The sequence below is a fragment of the Longispora urticae genome (assembly GCF_053902585.1).
In genome coordinates, this window is sequence record NZ_JAQZSH010000029.1 from 1 (window position 1) to 17,189 (window position 17,189).

The following is a 17,189-nucleotide window of genomic DNA, read 5'->3' on the forward strand; positions in this document are numbered from 1 at the left end:
GGGGGCCGCGCTCCGCGCGGCCCCAGGCCGGACCACCCCTAGAACCGCCGCTTGGTAGGCGTGGGCACCGGTCGCCCGGTGGGCCGCCCCGTGGGCTCCGCGCTCGTCCCGGTACTCGGCGTGGGATCCACCGGCGGCACCGGCCCCTCGCTCACGTACAGGGTGATCGTGGACCCCTTCGGCGCGCTCCCGGTCGGGTACACGTCCCCGACCTGCCCCGCCGGGTACTCCGAGCTGATCCTGTTCGGCGCCACGGTCACGGAGAACCCGGCCCCGCGGAGCTGTGCCGTCGCCTCGGCCACGCTGCGGCCGCGCACGTCGGGGACCCGCACCTCGTCCCCGAAGGCCACCTTGCGGTCGGGGGCGACGAAGTCCTTGCCCGGCGCGTACCCGGCTCCGGCCTTGAGGGTCTTCGCCACGGCCATGTTGACGTTGTTGGCGAAGGAGGCCCCGATGGCGTTGCGCGGGCTGTCGGGGTCCCCGGCGATCCCGGCGGCGGCGAGCCCGGGCGTGAACCCGGCGAACGACTCGGTCTCGTTCCGCTCGGACGACCCGGTCTTGCCGGCCAGCGAACGGCCGACGACGTTGCGCAGCCCACCGGCGGTGCTCCCGTCACACCTGCCGAACGCCGACTTGTCCCCCACCGTGCACCGGGCGGCGTCGGTGGCCGCGCGGGCCACGTCGGGCTCGAAGACCCGCTTGCACTGCGGCTCGGCGACGTCGACGACCGCCCCGCCGGCGTCGGTGATCGAGTTGACCGGCAGCGGCTTGCAGTAGGTGCCCTCGGCCGCGATCGTCGCGTACGCGTTCGCCAGGTCCAGCGGCGACGTGGTCGCGACGCCCAGGGTGAACGCGCCCCAGTTGCTGGCCGCCTCCTGGTTGTCCGCGATCTTCTTGTCGTCGCCCCGGAACGTGATGCCCAGCTTCTTCGCCATCTCGACGGCCTTGTCGGCCCCGACCTGCTCCTCGAGCCAGACGAAGTACGTGTTCACCGAGCGCCCGAACGCGTCCCACATGGCGCGCCGGCCGGCCATCGACGGGTCGGCGTTGCTCGGGCAGTACTTCCCCTCGCAGGTCGCCGGCCCGGGCGCCGCCGGGTACTTGCTCTTGTACTTGTTGGGCGCGTCGAACGTCGTGTTCAGCGGCATCCCGGCCTCCAGGGCCGCGAGCATGGTGAACATCTTGAACGTCGAGCCGGCCTGGAAGCCCGGGGCGGCGTCGCCACCGGCGATCAGCGGCACCGTGGTGTTCGGGTAGCTGCCCTGACCGGGGCCGCCCGTGTTCTTCCCGTTCCGGGAGGCGTCGTTGGAGTAGTTGCGGTTGACGGCCATGGACCGGATCCGGCCGGTACCGGGCTCGACGGTCGCCACGCCCAGCGCGAACGGGCTGTCCTTCTTGATCTGCTCGGCGATGGCCTGCTCGGACGCCTTCTGCACGGCCGGGTCGAGCGAGGTGACGATCGTGTAGCCGCCGCGCTGGAGTTTCGCCTCGCGTTCCTGCGCGGTCGCACCGAAGGCGGGCTGTTCGAGCCACCACTTCTTGAAGTACCCGCAGAAGAAGCCCCAGCCGTTGGAGCCCTCGCCGCGCGACAGGCAGTCGTCGGGGGCCGGCTTGAGCTTCAGCGCGATCGGCGAGGCCTGGGCGGCGGCCCCGGCGGCCGGGTCGGCGTACTTCAGCTCGACCATCTTCTTCAGGATCCAGTTGCGCCGGTCGACGGCCGCGTCCTTGTTCCTCACCGGGTCGTAGTCACCGGGGGCCTGGACGAGGCCGGCGAGCAGGGCGGCCTGCTCGACGGTGAGATCCTTGGGTTCCTTGGAGAAGTACGCCTGGCTGGCCGAGTACACCCCGTACGCGCCGTTGCCGAAGTAGGCGATGTTCAGGTACCGGCGCAGGATCTCGTTCTTGTCGATCTCCTTCTCCAGGGCGAGCGCGTAGCTCATCTCCTTGATCTTGCGGTCGGTCGTCACCTCGGTGGCCGCCTTCTGGCCCTCCTTGGAGTCCGCCGTGTAGAGCAGAACATTCCGGATGTACTGCATCGTCAGCGTCGACGCGCCCTGCGCCACCCCGCCCGAGGTCACGTTGCTGACCAGGGCCCGGAGCACGCCCTTGGCGTCGACCCCGTGGTGCTCGTAGAACCGGTTGTCCTCGGCGGAGACGATCGCGTCCCGCATGACCTGCGGGATCTCGTCGAGGGTGACGTCGCGCCGGTTCTGGTCGTAGAACGACGTGATCAGCGTCTTGCCGTCGGAGGCGTAGACGTAGCTGCTCTGCGGGGTCGGCGGGTTCTTCAACGTCCCCGGCAGGTCGTTGTACTCGCCGCCCAGCACCTGGGTGGCCAGCCCCGCGACCAGGGCGGCCGGCAGCACGACCACCGTGAACACGGCGGCGGCGATCCCACCCACCATGAGCAGGGTCAATGCCTTCGAAAGCTTGCTGCGCGACTTCACCCACCGACATTTACACGGAAGTCCCGCCCCGGCGACCACGGAACCGGAAGCGGGACGACCATCACATGGTACAAAAGCCGCTAAAGGGTCGCAGGGGCCACGGGGTTCGGAATCGCCCCACCGAACCGGCGGTCACGCTGGGCGAACAGCTCACACGCGTACCACAGGTGGCGGCGGTCGAAGTCCGGCCAGAGGACGTCGAGGGAGACGAACTCCGCGTACGCCGCCTGCCAGATCATGAAGCCCGACAGCCGCTGCTCGCCCGAGGACCGCAGCACCAGGTCCACGTCGGGAATGTCCGGACAGTACAGGTACTTCTGAATCGTCTTCTCAGTGATCTTGTCGGGCTTGAGCCGGCCCGCCGCGACCTCCTGCGCGATCCGGGTCACCGCGTCGGTCACCTCCGGCTTGCCGCCGTAGTTCACGCAGAACTGGAGCGTGAGCTTGTCGTTCTTCTTCGACAGCTCCTCCGCGACCTCCAGCTCCTTGATGACGCTCGCCCACAGCTTCGGTCGCCGCCCGGCCCACCGGACCCGCACGCCCATCTCGTTCAGCTCGTCGCGGCGGCGGCGGATCACGTCCCGGTTGAAGCCCATCAGGAAGCGCACCTCCTCCGGCGACCGCTTCCAGTTCTCCGTCGAGAACGCCCACGCGCTGACGTTCTTCACGCCCAACTCCAGCGCGCCCTCGATCACGTCGAACAGCGAGGTCTCGCCCTGCTCGTGACCCGCCGTGCGGGGCAGCCCGCGCTGCTTGGCCCACCGACCGTTGCCGTCCATGATGACGGCGACGTGCTTGGGGACCGCGTCCTTGGGCAGGGCCGGCGGACGCACCCCGGACGGGTGCGGGGTGGGGGCGCGGTAGGTCACGCTCGCTCCTTCGTCAGGCTGTGGACGGGTTGGTCCGCGGCGGTCACGACGCGGACCGGGTCGGGCGCCGTGCGGCCCGCGGGGGTCGCGGCGCCCCGGACGGGGTCGGTCATGGCTTGGTCGGTCATGGCCCGGTCGGTCGTCGCGCGGTCGTTCGCGGTGCGGTCGACCAGCGGCAAGGAGCGTAACGCGCGCTCCAGGTGCCACTGCAGATGCGCCGCCACAAGTCCACTGGCCTCCCGCCGATTCGCCACATCGCTGGCGTCCGCGAGCTTCCAGTCACCGGTGTTCAACGCCGACATCAGGCCGAGGGTCGCCGGGGCCGGCCGGGCGGCCCCGGGCGGCTGGCACGACGAACACACCGACCCGCCGGAGGCCACACTGAACGCCCGGTGCGGCCCGGGCGTCGCGCACACCGCACACTCCACCAGCGCCGGAGCCCACCCCGCCGTCGTCATGGCCCGCAGGAAATAGGCGTCGAGTACGAGCGGGGAGGCGTGCTCCCGCCCCGCCAGCGCCCGCAGCGCCCCCAACGTCAACTGGAACAGCCGCAGCGCCACCTCGCCCTCCTCGGGCGTCAGCCGCTCGGCCGTCTCACACACCGCACTCGCCGCCGTGTACGCCGGATAGTCCTGGGCGATCTTCGCCGCGTACAGCTCCACGGCCTCCACCTGCGACACCGTGTGCAGCCCGTTGCGCCCCTCGGCGAACTGGAACTCCACATGCCCGAACGGCTCCAGCCGCGCCCCGAACTTCGAACTCGTCCGCCGCACCCCGCGCGCCACGGCCCGGATCCGCCCCGTCCGCCGGGTCAGCACCGTCACGATCCGATCGGACTCGCCGAGCTTCTGGACACGGAGCACAACCCCGTCATCCCGGAACAGCCGACTCCGATACCCCTGCGCCACGCCCCCATTGTGCCCGCCCCCTCCGACACGCCCCGGACCGGCGGTACCCAGATGCCGGGTCTGCTGGATCTTCCCGGGGTGGCGGTGGGCGGATAGGTTGGGCGCGGAAACCGGACAAGCCGTGGAGGTCAGTATGAAACTCACCCGACTCGCCGCAGTCGCCGTCATACTCGGCTGCGTGTTCGGCGCGTCCGGGTGCGGCGGCTCCGACAAGCCCCCGGCCAAGGCCGACCCGGGCACGTCGGCCAGCGCCGCCGCGGCCCGCGACCAGCAGGGCAAGCGCCTGGCCGCGATCCTGCTGCCGGAGGACGCCCCGGGCAAGGAGGGCGGACCGACGAAACTCCAGACGGGTACGGCGTTCACCGGCTCGCCGCTCAACGACTGCGACCCGGGCAAGGACCTGAAGTCCGACGCCCAGCTGACCAGCACCCTGCAACGCGGCTGGCAGGGCGGCGGCAGCGAACTGAGCCTGGACAACGGCGTCTTCGGCTACGAGAAGCTGACGGCCGCCGAGGTGCTGGCCGAGGTCAGGGCCCGGGTCAGCGGGGACTGCCGGAACGCGGCCGGGGCCAGCGTGAAGCACGAGTTCCTCCGGGAACGCCAGCTGGTGGAGCTGCCCGGCATCACGATGTCCTATTCGTACTGCACCAAGGTGACCTACGAGGGCTTCCCCACGCCCCAGGCCCAGTGCTCCGTGTACTTCGGGCGGGAGATGGGCTGGGGGGTGCTCACGTGCGTCGTGGTCCACGCGGGGACCGAGACCGCGGCGTGGCAACTCGCCTCCTCGGTCGCCCCGGCGGCGGCCGCCCGCCTGGTGGCCGCCTGAACGACCCGCTGCCGGGGTGGACTCCGCACGTTGCCGGCCACCCCGGGACGTGCCAAACTCATGGCCCGAACGACCCGGCCCCTCGGCCGGGCTCAACGAAACGGGCGGAACATGCGACTACGGTCGATCCTCGTGACAACGGCCGCTCTGGCGTGTCTGGCCGGGTGCGGCGGCCCGGCCGGGACCAAGGATCCGGCGCCCCGCCCGACCCACGGCAGCGGCGCCCCGGTGTCGTCGAGCCCCACACCGTCCCGCGCCGAGCAGCACGAACGCCTGGCCGCCGCCGTACTGCCGGAGAACGCCCCCAACGAGGCGGGCGTTCCGTCGAAGCTCTCGCCCAGCAACACGTTCGTGGGCTCACCGCTGGCGAACTGTGATCCCACCAAGGACATGAAGTCCAACTCCCGGCTCACCGCGACATTCCAACGCTCCTGGGAGGGAGACCTCGGTGGTGTGCACAGCGCCGTCTTCGGCTACGAGAAGCTGACCGCGGCGGAAGTGCTCGCCGAGATCCGCACCAAGGTGACCGGGCAGTGCCGCAATGTCGGCGGCCAGGGCATCGTCTACGACTTCCTGTCGGAACACCAGGTGGCGGCCTCTTCCGGCATCACGCAGTCGTTCGGATACTGCACCCGGTGGACGCTCGCGGACGATGACACCCCACTGGTCGACTGCACGATCTACTTCGGCCGGGAGACGAACTGGGGAGTCGTCGCCTGCGTCGGCGTCGTGAACCTCACCGAGGCGGACGCGTGGCGGCTCGTGTCGAGCCTCGCGCCGAAAGCGGCCGCGCAGCTGGCGAAGGTGTGACGGGCCCCGGCAACCAGGGCTGACCTACAGGGCCCGGTGCATGATGTGCAGCCCCACATAGCCGTGCGTCGGGTGCAGGAAGCCCTCCGGGAGGGTGCCCAGGATCTCGAAGCCGAGGGACTGCCACAGCCCCACCGCCCGGACGTTGGTGGAGACGACCGCGTTGAACTGCATCGCGCGGTACCCCTCGCCCCGGGCCCAGTCCAGCACGTACGCCCCGAGCGCCCGCCCCACCCCGCGACCGGAGAACGCCGGATCGACCATGAAGCTCGCGCTCGCGATGTGCGAGGCGCCGCCCATGTGGTTGGGGTTCATCTTCGCGGTACCCATGACGGTTCCGGTCTCGTCCACCGCCACCACCGTGCGGGCCGGCGCGCCCAGCATCCACATGGACCGGGCCCGGTCCTCGGGGGTGTCCCGGTCGTAGGTGTAGGTCTCCCCCGCCACGATGATCCCGCGCATGAAGGGCCAGATCGCCGGCCAGTCCCCGTCGTTCGCTTCCCTGATGATCATGTCCTCCAGAGTAAGGGGGCCGGCGGGGCCCCGTATCCCCGCCGGCCCGGTCAGCGCGCGTGGAACGATGCCCACAGCGGGACCCTCGGGGTCACCAGCAGGGGCATGCGCGCTTCGGAGGGAGTCCGGTCGCCCTTTCGGCCGTTGCACGCCGAGCAGGCGGCGACGGTGTTCTCCCAGTGGTTCTGCCCACCCCGGGACCGGGGCAGGATGTGGTCGATGGTGCTGGCGGCCTTCCCGCAGTACCCGCAGCGGCGGTTGTCGCGGGTGAGCACGCCCGCCCGGGACCAGGAGGGCCCGCGGCCCCGGCGCCAGCGGGTCACCACGTAGTGCACGAGCCGGACGACCTTCGGCACGGGGAAGACCCCGATCCGCTGGTCGGGCTCGGCCTCGTGGACCTCGGCCACTCTGCGGCAGAGCATCCGCACCGCGTGCTTGAGGGAGACACGGTGCAGGGGTCCGAGGTCGGCGTTGATGACGAGTACGGCGTTCACCGCGTCCTCCTTCGAGTGTTGTGGTGGGAACGAAAAAGCCGCCCGTCCCCGGTGGGGTGGGCGGCGGCGGGACCAGCGGAACGCTAGCCGTGCCACCGACCCGGCTCGGGGAGACCGTGGAGAGCCGCGACCGTCGCGCCGCACGCCATCGGGCGCCGGGCTTCCGTCGAGATACACCACATGTCGGTCTCCGTTGTGATCAGGTTGTCGGGGTGACGGACAGAACCCTACGGCGGGCGGAAACAGCGTCGCAATGCTTTTATGGGTACGTGGACCAGCGACTCTCCTTCGGCGCGGCCGCCGCCGACTACGACTCCCACCGCCCCTCCTACCCGGCGGAGGCCCTCCGCTGGCTGCTCGGCGACCGCCCGCTCCGGGTGGTGGACCTCGGGGCCGGCACGGGCCTGCTGACCCGGGTGCCGGGCCGGTGCACCTGCGGCGGGCCCGACCGGTCGTCCGGCTAGCGGTCAGGGGTGGCCGACTCCAGGAGGGCGCGGGCGTCGGCGTCCGTGGCGACCCGCACGAAACGGAGATCGCCCGGGTTGTCCGCCGCCGCCCGGTAGCGTTCGCGGTATTCGGCGTGTTTGACCCATGCCCAGGCGATCACCGAATGCTCCCGGTTGACGGGCAGCAGGCCCCGCAGCAGCTCCCGGTTGCCGTTCCACAACACCTCGCGGGTGACCGTCCGGCGCAGGCTTCGAAGAACCACCCGCCAGATGACCTGCCATTTCGGCCGGTCGAACCACACGACGGTGTCGGCGCGCGCCCAGACCAGTTCCCGCACCGCGCTGTAGTTCCCGTCGATCACCCAACCGTCCCCGGCGACCACCTCGGCGGCCCGGGCCCGCAGCTCGTCGGCCGGCAACGGTTCCCATCCGGCCTGGTGGAAAACGGAATCCAGCTCCAGGTACGGCACGCCGAGCCGTTCCGCGAGCGCCCTGCCCAGGGTCGTCTTCCCCGAGCCGGGGGTACCCACCATCGAGACTCTGCGCATCCGGCCGAGCCTAGGGCGACCCGCCTGCGGAAGCGACCCGGTTACCTGCTGGGGCCCGCCCGATCGCCGTCGCGGCCGTCACGCGAGTGGTCCCTTCGACAGCGGCCCCTCACTTCTTCCGCTTCTTCCGCTTACCCGGACCATGGGTGAGACTGCGTGCGCCAGACTCTGATGCCATCCTGCGGAACGCCTGGAGGTTCTTCTGGGCCCGCACCGTCTCCGGGTGCCTGCTTCCGAGAACCCGCTCCAGGATCGGAACCGTCCTCTGCGCCTGTCTGATCGCCAGGTCGAACGAGCCCATTTTCGCGTTGACCAACGCCTCGCTCATCCGCGAGGCCAGGGTGTACGGGTGTTCCTCGCCGATGAGCGTCCGACGGAGGGCGAGGACGGCTTGGTGCTCAACCAGCGCTTCTGCGTGACGACCTCCGTTGCTCAGGGCGATGGCGAAGTTGTTGCGGCTGGTCAAGGTGTCGGGATGCTCCTCGCCCAGAACCCGGCGGCAGATCTCCAAATCCACCCGGTGCTCGACGAGCGCCTCCGAATGCCGACCCACGTTGCCCAGGGCGCTGGCAACGTTGTTGCGGCTGATCAGCGTGTCGGGATGCTCCCCACCCAGAACCCGGCGGCGCAGTTCGAAAACAGCCCGGTGCTCGACGAGCGCCTCCGAATGCCGCCCCACGGCCCCCAGCGCGTTGGCGAAGTGCCCCAAGCTGATCAACGTGTCGGGATGCTCCTCACCCGACACCCGACGGCGCAGTTCCAGGACAGCCCGATGCTCGACGAACGCCTCCGCGTAGAGCCCCACCGCCCCGAGCGCATTGGCGAAGTGACCCCAGCTGGTCAACGTCTCAGGATGCTCGCCACCCGACACCCGACGGCGCAGTTCCAGGACGACTCGATGCTCGACCAGCGCCTCCGCATACCGCCCCAGGTTGCTCAGCGCACTGGCGACGTTGCTGCGGCTGATCAACGTTTCAGGATGTTCCTCACCGAACACCCGCCTGCGTATGTCGAAGACAGCCCGGTGCTCGATGAGCGCCTCCGCATACCGCCCCAGGAAATGGTGGGTGAGAGCCGCGTTCCCCCGGGTGGCCAGCGTGTCAGGATGCTCAGCGCCCAGCACACGGAGTCGTGTTTCCAGCGCGGCCTCGAACTCTTCCATCGCGGCCCGGTAGTTTCCCCGGTAGAGCTGGATCAGCGCGTTGCCGTGCAGGGCCGACAGCGTCGCGGGATGCTCGGCGCCCAGCGACGACCGGCAGACCGCCCACATGGAGCCGTACTGTTCCGCGGCCTCCTCGACCGTGCCGCGTACCAGGCTCTGTCGGGCACACAGGTCCACCACATGCGCCACCCGCGCAAGAAGTTCCCCGTCGACGGCCGCCTCTTCCGCGAGTTCCCGCAGCGACTGCAGAGCGTGCGGAGCCAGCGCGCGCCACAGGGGCCAGTTGCGCGGATCCTGAGGTGACTCGTCCGGCTCCTTCCGGACGGCATGGCACAGGAGGCGCGCGGCCAGGTCCCGGTACCCCCCGTCGTTGTTGTCATGGTCGTCATACCGCCGGCTGGCGTCGCGCATCAGTGGATGCAGCAGCAGGGTCGGCGGGTCCTCGTCGGTCGCGGGGCGCGGGAGTTCGAGAAGGTCCATCTGTGCGGCGCTCTTGAGCAGCCCACCGCCCTGGTTGGGGTCCAACAGGGCGAATATCGGCGACGCGGTCAGCAGTTCCCGGTCGAGCAGGAGCCGGTAGGGCACGGGTGCGTCGGCGAACTGGGCCAGCAGCTTCAGGAACGGGCGGGCCAGTGGCAGTCCCCGCTGTTCCAACCGGTGCAGGGACAGGTGCCAGATCCCGTCGATGAGGCGTTGTTCGTCGTCCGCGCCGGCGGCGAGCAGGTCCGCCCGGCCGTCGTCGAGGGCTGCCCGGAAACCGCTGAAGGTCTCCACCGCCTCCGGGCCGGGCCAGGGATCGGTGGCCGCGTCGGCCAGGTAGGAACCGGCAAGGCGCAGAGCCAACGGCAGGCCGCCCAGCCGCACGGACAGCGCCTCCGCCTCGGCCCGGTCGCCACACCGGTCGTCGGCGTGGTCGAGGAGCACGTGCGCGCCCTCCGCCGGACTGAGCTTCTCGACCCTGTGACACACCCACCACGGCCCCCACCTGCGGTGGTCGGCCTCCCGGCTGGTGACCAGGACCAGACCGGGGCCGCCGGCGAGCGGCCGCACCCAGCCCCGGCCTTCGGCGAGCGGCCGCCCCTCGACGTCCAGGATGCCGGGCTGGTCGGCGTTGTCGACGATCAGCAGCCAGGGTGTGGTCCGGGCGCTGAGTCGGCGCCAGAGCAGGTCGGAGGTGTCCTGCTGTCGGAGTTCCTCCTCCGCGATGCCGATCAGCCGGGCCACGAAGTGCATGCCGGAGGTCAGCGACGCGGTGTCGGTGGCCGATACCCACCAGACGTCCGTGCCCCTGGCCAGGCGGGCCAGTTCCAGAGCCAGGGCAGTCTTGCCGGTACCGCCCAGGCCGTGCAGCAGGCGGACCCGGTCACCGTGCTCCGGCCGCTCCAGCAGGTCGGCGAGCTCGGCGAGCAGGGCGTCCCGTCCGTGCAGTGGCCGCGAGGCGTCCCGGAGGGAGAGCGGCGGGGCCACGGCGGCGAGCAGGTCGGCGTCCAGATTGGCCCCGTGGTGGGGCGAAGGGGCCGCGTACCCGTCGGAGGAGCGCTGGAAGCCGCCCGAACCGTCGAGGTGCCCGGCCGCGACGCCCCCGTTCCACGCGAAGTGCGCGGGGCCGGTGACCGTGATCTGGGGCTGCGGGCTTGCGCCGGGTGCGGTCAGCCCTGAGCCGCCCCCGGCGACGGAGGGTTTCCGATGGTGACTCCACCGTGGATCACACCGGCGGCCACCCCGCCGTTCGAGGCCGACACCGATACGTTGCCGCCCGCTGCGAGGCCGTGGTCGCCCGCCGTGACCCCGGCCGTGCCCGGTCGGGCCTCGGCCAGTTCCTTGATGACGGCCCTCAGGTCCTCGGCGGCCTCCGGGTTCTCCTCCAGCAGGTCACGGAGCCGAGTGGTCCAGGTCTGGGCCGCGGCCCGCCGAGCCTGCTCCAGCTCCGGGCCGTCCAGCGGAACCAGCTCGGCGTCCGTCGCGGCCAACCGGCGCTCAGCCCGCTCGGCCTCGCCCGGACCGCCCCTGCCGAACGCCTTTCCGAAGCCGGCCTTCGCCACCGTCCACACGTCGGTGGCCACCGCTTCGGCGAGCGCGGTTCCCCCTGCGGCAGCCAGCGCGATGAGAGCTTGTTCGAGCACAGTTCCTCCTGGACCGGACGGTGCGATACCCGTTCAGGTGTATCGTGCCGATCGTCGCGGTGTCACCCGCCGAACAGTCCGATGTCCGTCTTTCGGGGCGGCGAGGGACGTCCGACGGGTCGGGGCCGCCGCCCGTGGGAGCGGCCCCGTCCGCTCAGAAGCCGAGTTTGCGCAACTGCTTCGGGTCGCGCTGCCACTCCTTGGCCACCCGGATATGCAGATCCAGGAATATCCGGGTACCGAGCAGCTTCTCGATCTCCGCCCGGGACCGCACCCCCACATCCCGCAGCCGGCTGCCCTTGTGCCCGATGATGATGGCCTTCTGCGAGGGCCGCTCGACGTACAGGTCGGCGAAGATCCGGGTCACCCCGTCCTCGACCTGCACCTCCTCGACCATCACCGCGATGGAGTGCGGCAGCTCGTCGCGGACGCCCTCGAGCGCGGCCTCGCGGATCAGCTCGGCGATCAGCACGTTCTCCGGCTCGTCGGTGAGCGCGTCGTCCGGGTAGAGCTGCGGGGACTTGGGCAGCAGCTTGGTCATGACCTGGAGCAGCACGTCGACCTGCTCCCCGGAAACCGCTGATACGGGTACGATCTCCGCGAACGCGCCCAGCTCCGCCACGGCCAGCAGCTGTTCGGCCAGCCGTTCCTTGGTGACCAGGTCCGTCTTGGTGACGACCGCGATGATGGTCGCCTTCAGTTCGCTGATCTCGCTGGTGATGAACGTGTCGCCCTTGCCGATGTCCTCGTCCGCCGGGATGCACAGGCCGATCACGTCGACCTCGCTCCACGTCTGGCGGACCAGGTCGTTGAGGCGCTCGCCCAGCAGGGTGCGCGGCCGGTGCAGGCCGGGGGTGTCGACCAGGATGAGCTGGCCGTCCGGCCGGTGCACGACGCCCCGGATGATGTGCCGGGTGGTCTGCGGCTTGTTGCTCGTGATCGCGATCTTGGCGCCGACCAGGGCGTTCGTCAGCGTGGACTTCCCGGCGTTGGGCCGGCCCACGAAGCAGGCGAACCCGGCCCGGAAGTCCTCGCGTTCCGTGCCGATGCCGGCGGAGCCACCCGCGCCCGTGCTGGGGGTGAGCAGCTGCTTGGCGCCGGCCCTGCGCTGCGGACCCGGATCGCGGGGCACCGGCTTGGCGGGGCCGGACGTGCGGCGCGGGTCACCCTGGGGCCTGCCGCCACTGCGGGCACCGGCCCCGTCGCGGCCACCGGTCGGCTTGCGCCCACCCTGGTCACGGGAGTCGGACGCCCCAGGCTTGGCCGGCCCCGCTGTCCGCCGGGCCCCGGAGTCGGCGCCCGCCGCCTGCGCGGCCGCGTTCCCGGCCGCCCGGGCCCCGGGCCCCCGCTTCCAGACCGGCTTGGTCGACGGGTACCAGTCCTTGCCCTCCTGCTTCGGCTTGTCGTCCTTCTCGGGCTTGTGCCGCCCGGACCCCTTCGAGCCGGCCCTGCTCACGCCGACCCCATCACGGCGCCGGACGGGTCCGCCACGTACAGCGGGGCGTCGGCGGACAGGTCGCGCACGGCTGCCAGCCCGGCACCGTCGACCACGGAGCCCTCGGTCACCACGGCGGCGGCCTCCAGCTTCGAGGCTCCGGCGGCCACGGCCTGGGCCACGGCGCCCTGGAGCGCGGTCAGGGAGAGGTTGGGCAGCGCGACGGTGGCCGCCGCGTACGTCCGGCCGTCGCCGTCGCGGACCGCCGCCCCCTCGGGGGCCCCGATCCGGGCCCTGGCCGACCTGGCCAGCGTCACCAGCTTGCCGTCCTCCGCGTCCAGCTCAGTCATCAGAACCCTCCCCATCTGTCACTTGGCGTACCACCACGGTATCGATCCTGTTCCGCCGGCCGGCGGTGCCCTCGGCGGTGAGCTCTAGCCCGGCCACCTCGGCCTGCGCTCCGGGGATCGGCACCCGGCCCAGCGCCTGGGCGAGCAGGCCGCCCACGGTCTCCACGTCCTCGGCCGGGATCTCCATCCCGAACATCTCGCCGAGGTCCTCGATCGAGAGCCGGGCGAGGACCCGCAGGGAGCCGTCGGGGAGCTTCTCGACCGGGGGGCGCTCGACGTCGTACTCGTCGGTGATCTCGCCCACGATCTCCTCGAGGATGTCCTCGATGGTGACCAGGCCGGCGGTGCCGCCGTACTCGTCCACGACGATCGCGATGTGGATCCTGGCGGCCTGCATCTCGCGGAGCAGGTCGTCCACGGGCTTGGACTCGGGCACGAACTCGGCCGAGCGCATCAGCTCGCGCACGGGCAGGTCCGGGCTCTCCAGCCGGCGGATGATGTCCTTGAGGTAGATCACACCGAGCACGTCGTCGATGCTCTCGCCGATCACCGGGATCCGGGAGAAGCCGCTGCGGATGGCCAGGGCCATGGCCTGGCGGAGCGCCTTGCGTTCCTCGATCCACACCATGTCGGTCCGGGGCACCATGACCTCGCGGGCGATGGTGTCGCCGAGTTCGATCACGGAGTAGATCATCGTGCGCTCGTCGTGGTCGACCGTGCCGCGTTCCTCGGCGAGGTCGACCATCTCGCGCAGTTCGGTGGCGGTGGAGAACGGGCCCTCGCGGAACCCCTTGCCGGGGGTGACCGCGTTGCCGATCAGGATCAGGAGCCGGGCCAGCGGGCCGAGCGCCCGGCCGATCCAGCGGACGAACGGGGCGACGGCCAGCGCCACCGGGTACGCGTGCTGGCGGCCCAGGGTCCTCGGCCCCACCCCGACGATCACGAAGCTGACCACGGTCATCGAGGCGGCCGTGACGGTGGCGGCCTGCCAGCCGGCGGACCACGTGTCGATCGCGACCAGCGCGACGAGGGTGGTGGCCGTCAGCTCGCAGGCGAGCCGGAGCAGGAGGAGCAGGTTGAGGTAGTGCGGCTTGTCGCCGGCGATGATCTCCAGTGAGCGCGCGCCCCGGACCCCGGCCCGGGCGAGCTCGCCGCTCCGGGCCGGTGAGGACACCGTGATGGCCGCGTCGACGGCCGCGAAGACTCCAGCGAAGAGCACCAGCGTGACCGCGACGGCCAGCAGGGTTGTGTCGGGCATCAGGCCGTGCTCGCCCGCCATCCGGTGAGCAGCTTGCCCTGGAGCCCGAACATCTCGCGCTCCTCGTCCGGCTCGGCGTGGTCGTAGCCCAGCAGGTGCAGCACGCCGTGCACGGTGAGCATGTGCAGCTCGTCGTCGGTGGAGTGCCCGGCGGTCTTGGCCTGGGTGGCCGCGACCTCCGGGCACAGCACGATGTCCCCGAGCAGTGCCGGCTCGTCGTGTTCGGTGCCGTTGCCGGGGCCGCGGTCGACGGTCATCTCGTCCATGGGGAACGCGAGCACGTCGGTCGGGCCGTCACCGCCCATCCACCGTTGGTTCAGTTCCGCCATGTACTCGACCTCGACGAGCAGGATCGACAGCTCCGCGAGCGGGTTGATCCCCATCTCGTCGAGGGCGTACCTGGCCACGGCGAGGATCGGGTCCGTGGCGGTCTCGACGCCGGACTCGTTCGCGATCTCGATGGACACGTGTGTTCTGACTCCTGCTTGTCTAGCGCCGACGCCCCTGCTGCCGGTTGGGCAGCGGGTGCGGCCGGGCTTCCTGTCGCGCGTCGTCCCACTTGGCGTACGCGTCGACGATGTCGCCGACCAGCCTATGGCGTACCACGTCGGAGCTCGCGAGCTGGGCGAAGTGCACGTCCTCCACGCCTTCCAGGATCTCCCGGACGACCCGCAGACCGCTGTTCGTCCCGTTGGGGAGGTCGACCTGGGTGACGTCGCCCGTGACCACGATCTTGGAGCCGAAGCCGAGCCGGGTGAGGAACATCTTCATCTGCTCGGGCGTGGTGTTCTGCGCCTCGTCGAGGACGACGAACGCGTCGTTGAGCGTCCGGCCGCGCATGTACGCCAGGGGGGCGACCTCGATCGTGCCGTTCGCCATCAGACGCGGGATCGACTCGGGGTCGATCATGTCGTGCAGCGCGTCGTACAGCGGGCGCAGGTAGGGGTCGATCTTGTCGTAGAGCGTGCCCGGCAGGAAGCCGAGGCGCTCACCGGCCTCGACGGCGGGGCGGGTCAGGATGATCCGGGTGACCTGCTTGGCCTGGAGCGCCTGGACGGCCTTGGCCATCGCCAGGTACGTCTTGCCCGTGCCGGCGGGGCCGATCCCGAACACGATGGTGTGCTCGTCGATCGCGTCCACGTACCGCTTCTGGTTCAGGGTCTTGGGGCGGATGGTCTTGCCGCGCCGGGACAGGATGTTGAGGGTCAGCACCTCCGCCGGCCGCTCCTCACCGCCGCCCTCGATCATGCCGACCGTGCGGCGGACAGCGTCTGCCGTCAAGGGCTCGCCTTTCTCGATGAGCTCCAGCAGCTCGGTGAAGACCCGTTCGGCGAGGGCGTTGTCGGCGGCCTCGCCGGTGAAGGTGATCTCGTTGCCCCGGACGAGCACGTCGCTCTTCAGGGACTTCTCCACGAGTTTGAGCATTTCGTCACGGGGACCCAGCAGCTGCACCATCCAGCTCGGGTCGCTCACGGTGATCTTGGATTGAACCCGCTGCGCCGCGGTAGGGGGTGTTCCGGACATACGTTGGCCCGTAGGGGCCTGTCCCACCTGCTCTCCCTGCCCTGGGCCGACACCGCCGGCCGCCTGCTGATGCACCCATGGTATCGGGAGAACCCCCGGGCGGCCCGCATGATTTTCGCGCCGGTCAGGAAAAAGAGCCCCCGTCGAAGGCCTGCTGGTCACGGCTGAACCGGTACGTCGCCCAGTGCAGGCCGACGACCGTGCCCGACGCGTCGCGGGTCAGGCGGAGCAGCTCGCCGACCTCGCGGCCCGACACGGTGCGCAGCACGTCCGCCGCCTGCGGCTCGAACACCGCCGGGGCGCGGTCCGCGGGCAGGCCGGCCGCGCGGGCGACCAGGTGGCCGTCCTCCCAGCGGAAGATGTGCTCGAAGCCCTCGCCCCACCAACGACCCAGGACAGAGCGGAACTCGTCGGGTACGGACCCGCCCGGCGCCCACGGCGTCACGTCGACCGGGTCGTGCTCCACCGACGCGCCGAGCAGGTCGTGGGTGAGGTCCAGCACCACGGCCCCGTTGCCCGAGGAGCCGAGCACGGCCGCGCCCATGCCCCGCGGGCTGCCCGGACCGCGCCGCCCGTACGCGGCGGCCAGGAAGCCCGGCATCGCCCCGTCGTGGCCCACGTGCACCACCCGGTCGGCCTGCGGCACCATGATCAGCCCGAGCCCGAACGCCGCGCCCCAGACCTCGGCGTCGTTGGTCGTGACCGGCCAGCGCGCCTCCTCCAGGGTCGCCTCGGCCAGCACCGCGCCCGTCGGGTCGACGCTCGCCGGGTCGGTCAGGAACGCCGCCCACCGGGCGAGGTCGCGGGCCGTACCCCACAGCTGGGCGGCCGGCGCGATCCCGCCGCACTCCAGGCGGGGCTCGACGCGGGCGTGGTCGGAGTACGCGTCGACCTGGTAGCCGGTCACCGCCACCTCCGTCGGCTCGCTGGTGACGGAGGTCAGGCCCAGGGGGGTGAGGACGAGGTCGGTGAGGACCTCCTCCCACGTACCGCCGCGCAGGGCCGCCACGGCCTGGCCGACCAGGGCGAGGCCCAGGTTCGAGTAGTGGAACCGGCGGGCGGACGGCAGCACCTGCTCGGCCCGGTGCAGCTCGGCGAGCAGGGCCGCGGTGCCGGGGACCCGCAGGCTGTCCCAGACGTCGCCGTCGGGTTCGCGCTGGATGCCGGAGGTGTGGCTGAGCAGCCGGCGGAACGTGTGCTCGCCGTGCGCGGCCAGCCGCAGGTGCTTGCCCACCGGGTCGTCGAGGTCGAGCAGGCCGGCGTCGCGGGCCTGCAACGCCAGGACGGCCGTGAACGTCTTGGTCACCGAGCCGATCCGGAACTGGCTCGCGTCGTCGAGCGGCCGGTCCGTCCCCGAACCGCCCACCGTGAACGCCCAGTCGGGACGGTCGGCGCGCACCACCGCCGCCTGCACCGCCGGAACCCGGCCCTCCGCCTGCGCACCGCGGACCCGCCGCTCCAGCTCCTTCATGCCGG

At 71.2% G+C, this 17,189-nt stretch carries 17 protein-coding genes; 3 read left to right on the plus strand and 14 right to left on the minus strand.

The features are described 5' to 3' along the window. Nucleotides 1-38: 38 nt before the first annotated feature. The 3 genes from PT931_RS19250 to recO all read right to left on the minus strand — a co-directional run bounded on the left by PT931_RS19250 (nt 39) and on the right by recO (nt 4,224). Nucleotides 39-2,447, minus strand: coding sequence for a penicillin-binding protein (locus PT931_RS19250; RefSeq protein WP_456247120.1), 2,409 nt, complete (start codon nt 2,445-2,447; stop codon nt 39-41). A gap of 80 nt (nt 2,448-2,527) precedes the next feature. Then, nucleotides 2,528-3,316 (minus strand): isoprenyl transferase, encoded by a 789-nt coding sequence (locus PT931_RS19255; protein WP_456247121.1) that lies wholly within the window; start codon nt 3,314-3,316, stop codon nt 2,528-2,530. After that, nucleotides 3,313-4,224: a DNA repair protein RecO gene (gene recO / locus PT931_RS19260; protein ID WP_456247122.1), complete on the minus strand. Its 912-nt coding sequence runs from the start codon at nt 4,222-4,224 to the stop codon at nt 3,313-3,315. Before recO ends, PT931_RS19255 begins: the two co-directional genes overlap by 4 nt. A 133-nt stretch (nt 4,225-4,357) precedes the next feature. On the opposite strand from recO, the gene PT931_RS19265 reads away from it, so the two are divergent. Together PT931_RS19265 and PT931_RS19270 are read left to right on the plus strand one after the other, a co-directional pair. Beyond that, the gene (locus PT931_RS19265) at nt 4,358-5,050 is read left to right on the plus strand and encodes a hypothetical protein (RefSeq protein WP_456247123.1); all 693 of its coding nucleotides are present in this window, start codon (nt 4,358-4,360) and stop codon (nt 5,048-5,050) included. Between the two features lie 132 nt (nt 5,051-5,182). Next, the gene (locus PT931_RS19270; RefSeq protein ID WP_456247124.1) at nt 5,183-5,860 is read left to right on the plus strand and encodes a hypothetical protein; all 678 of its coding nucleotides are present in this window, start codon (nt 5,183-5,185) and stop codon (nt 5,858-5,860) included. Nucleotides 5,861-5,884: 24 nt separating this feature from the next. On the opposite strand, the gene PT931_RS19275 is transcribed toward PT931_RS19270, so the two are convergent. Further along, a complete protein-coding gene (locus tag PT931_RS19275) occupies nt 5,885-6,373 on the minus strand; it encodes an N-acetyltransferase family protein (RefSeq protein WP_456247125.1) in 489 nt (162 codons plus the stop codon). Between the two features lie 50 nt (nt 6,374-6,423). Then, nucleotides 6,424-6,867 carry an HNH endonuclease gene (locus PT931_RS19280; protein WP_363728851.1) on the minus strand — a complete coding sequence of 148 codons (444 nt, stop codon included), beginning with the start codon at nt 6,865-6,867 and terminating at the stop codon, nt 6,424-6,426. A gap of 269 nt (nt 6,868-7,136) precedes the next feature. Between PT931_RS19280 and PT931_RS19285 the strand changes: the two genes are divergently transcribed. Further along, complete coding sequence (locus PT931_RS19285) at nt 7,137-7,331, plus strand: hypothetical protein (RefSeq protein WP_456247126.1); 195 nt, start codon at nt 7,137-7,139, stop codon at nt 7,329-7,331. On the opposite strand, the gene PT931_RS19290 is transcribed toward PT931_RS19285, so the two are convergent. From PT931_RS19290 to PT931_RS19330, 9 genes are all read right to left on the minus strand, one after another. Further along, entirely contained in the window at nt 7,328-7,861 is a 534-nt protein-coding gene (locus PT931_RS19290) for an AAA family ATPase (protein ID WP_456247127.1), read from the minus strand. The genes PT931_RS19285 and PT931_RS19290 overlap by 4 nt on opposite strands. Before the next feature lie 109 nt (nt 7,862-7,970). Continuing rightward, nucleotides 7,971-10,490: a tetratricopeptide repeat protein gene (locus tag PT931_RS19295; RefSeq protein WP_456247128.1), complete on the minus strand. Its 2,520-nt coding sequence runs from the start codon at nt 10,488-10,490 to the stop codon at nt 7,971-7,973. Between the two features lie 182 nt (nt 10,491-10,672). Then, complete coding sequence (locus PT931_RS19300) at nt 10,673-11,146, minus strand: hypothetical protein (protein ID WP_456247129.1); 474 nt, start codon at nt 11,144-11,146, stop codon at nt 10,673-10,675. A 154-nt stretch (nt 11,147-11,300) separates the two neighbouring features. Further along, on the minus strand, nt 11,301-12,194 hold the full coding sequence (era, locus tag PT931_RS19305) for a GTPase Era (RefSeq protein ID WP_456247391.1): 894 nt from the start codon (nt 12,192-12,194) through the stop codon (nt 11,301-11,303). A 404-nt stretch (nt 12,195-12,598) separates the two neighbouring features. Beyond that, nucleotides 12,599-12,931 (minus strand): cytidine deaminase, encoded by a 333-nt coding sequence (locus PT931_RS19310; protein ID WP_456247130.1) that lies wholly within the window; start codon nt 12,929-12,931, stop codon nt 12,599-12,601. Beyond that, nucleotides 12,924-14,210: a hemolysin family protein gene (locus PT931_RS19315; RefSeq protein WP_456247131.1), complete on the minus strand. Its 1,287-nt coding sequence runs from the start codon at nt 14,208-14,210 to the stop codon at nt 12,924-12,926. The genes PT931_RS19310 and PT931_RS19315 overlap by 8 nt, the downstream gene beginning before the upstream one ends. Then, entirely contained in the window at nt 14,189-14,656 is a 468-nt protein-coding gene (gene ybeY / locus PT931_RS19320) for an rRNA maturation RNase YbeY (protein ID WP_456247132.1), read from the minus strand. The genes PT931_RS19315 and ybeY overlap by 22 nt, the downstream gene beginning before the upstream one ends. Nucleotides 14,657-14,678: 22 nt before the next feature. Then, nucleotides 14,679-15,713 carry a PhoH family protein gene (locus PT931_RS19325; RefSeq protein ID WP_456247133.1) on the minus strand — a complete coding sequence of 345 codons (1,035 nt, stop codon included), beginning with the start codon at nt 15,711-15,713 and terminating at the stop codon, nt 14,679-14,681. 124 nt (nt 15,714-15,837) lie between these two features. Beyond that, a complete protein-coding gene (locus PT931_RS19330; RefSeq protein ID WP_456247134.1) occupies nt 15,838-17,184 on the minus strand; it encodes a serine hydrolase domain-containing protein in 1,347 nt (448 codons plus the stop codon). Nucleotides 17,185-17,189 lie beyond the last annotated feature (5 nt).

What these genes read in the sequence shown, in the direction of transcription:
- PT931_RS19265 (WP_456247123.1), top strand. Translation starts at nt 4,358, where the DNA reads ATGAAACTCACCCGACTCGCCGCAGTCGCCGTCATACTCGGCTGCGTG.
- PT931_RS19275 (WP_456247125.1), bottom strand. Translation starts at nt 6,373, where the DNA reads ATGATCATCAGGGAAGCGAACGACGGGGACTGGCCGGCGATCTGGCCC.
- PT931_RS19290 (WP_456247127.1), bottom strand. Translation starts at nt 7,861, where the DNA reads ATGCGCAGAGTCTCGATGGTGGGTACCCCCGGCTCGGGGAAGACGACC.
- PT931_RS19310 (WP_456247130.1), bottom strand. Translation starts at nt 12,931, where the DNA reads ATGACTGAGCTGGACGCGGAGGACGGCAAGCTGGTGACGCTGGCCAGG.
- PT931_RS19315 (WP_456247131.1), bottom strand. Translation starts at nt 14,210, where the DNA reads ATGGCGGGCGAGCACGGCCTGATGCCCGACACAACCCTGCTGGCCGTC.
- PT931_RS19325 (WP_456247133.1), bottom strand. Translation starts at nt 15,713, where the DNA reads ATGTCCGGAACACCCCCTACCGCGGCGCAGCGGGTTCAATCCAAGATC.
- PT931_RS19330 (WP_456247134.1), bottom strand. Translation starts at nt 17,184, where the DNA reads ATGAAGGAGCTGGAGCGGCGGGTCCGCGGTGCGCAGGCGGAGGGCCGG.